The sequence below is a fragment of the Mycobacterium asiaticum DSM 44297 genome (assembly GCF_000613245.1).
GTDB classification, from domain to species: domain Bacteria; phylum Actinomycetota; class Actinomycetes; order Mycobacteriales; family Mycobacteriaceae; genus Mycobacterium; species Mycobacterium asiaticum.
The window spans coordinates 1-1,230 of the sequence record NZ_HG964942.1 but is presented as its reverse complement, the minus strand read 5'-3'; the positions used below and the strand labels follow the sequence as shown (position 1 = coordinate 1,230).

Below are 1,230 nucleotides of genomic sequence, written 5' to 3'. Positions count from 1 at the left end.
TTTGTGGGGTCGTTTGGGCGGTTCGGGTGGTTTGCAGTCGTTGGTGGCGGGTCTGTCGGGTTCTGGGGGGCTGAACAGTCTGCTCAATAGCGCGACGGTGACGACGGCGTTGACCGGTGCGTTGAGCAGCCCGACTGTGGCCACCCTGCTCAACAGCCCGACTGTGGCCAATCTGCTGAGCAGCTCGACGGTCAGCAATCCGCTGCGTAGTCCAGTGGTGAGCAGCCTGCTGAGCAACCCGGCCATCAGCACCCTGCTGAGTGGGACGAATCTGTCGGCCAAGCTGAACGGTCTGTTGACGGTGAACCCTGCCGCTGCCTCGGCGGCGGTCACCGACGTCTTCGGTAATACCGGCACCGGCAATATCGGGTTCGGTAATACCGGGGATAACAACGTCGGGTTCTTCAACACCGGTGATGGCAATGTCGGTATCGGCAACTCCGGTTTTGACCTGCGCGGCATTTTGAACTCTGGGGTGGGCAACTCGGGTCTGTTTAATACCGGCAGCTACAACACCGGTATCGGCAACTCGGGTATCGGTAACACTGGATTGTTCAACCCGGGCAACTTCAACACCGGTATCGGTAACCGCGGAAGCTATAACACCGGCAGCTTCAACGAGGGCAGCTTCAACAGCGGTGACTTCAACGGCGGCAACACCAATACCGGCTGGTTCAATACCGGCGACATCAACACCGGCATCGGCAATTCCGGCGACATCAACACCGGCATCGGCAACTCCGGCAACAGGAACGTCGGGATGTTCATCCGGGGCGACGCCCAAGGCGCGACGACTGTTTCGTATTCCGTCCACATCAACCAGATTCCCGTGGACTTTGGCATGCGATTCCCGGTCAACACGACGATCGCCGGTGGCACCTTCGACATCACCACTCGGCCGTTCACCATCGGGGCGCTCAATCTCGGCACTCTCAGCAATACGTCCGGCACCATCGGTCCCATCAACGTCCCGACCATCAGGATCAGCGGACCACAGCTGAACTTCACGGTCGGCGGCCCGGGTTACACAACGTACGGAGGCATCTCCGGCACCGTCGGTCCGATCGATATTCCGTTGATCTCGATCCCGGTGGGCTTGGGCTTCGGCAACATGACGGATGCCCCGTCGTCGGGATTCTTCAACAGCGGAGCGGGCGGCTCGTCGGGTTTCTTCAACTCGGGCGGCGGCATTTCGGGCTTCCAGAACCTCTCGTTGAACGCCTTGGGCAG

1 pseudogene is annotated in these 1,230 nt (G+C 60.4%); it reads left to right on the top strand.

The annotated features are described in order from the left end of the window. Nucleotides 1-136: 136 nt before the first annotated feature. Nucleotides 137-1,230, top strand: a pseudogene (locus tag BN972_RS27510) (hypothetical protein); the annotation flags it as partial.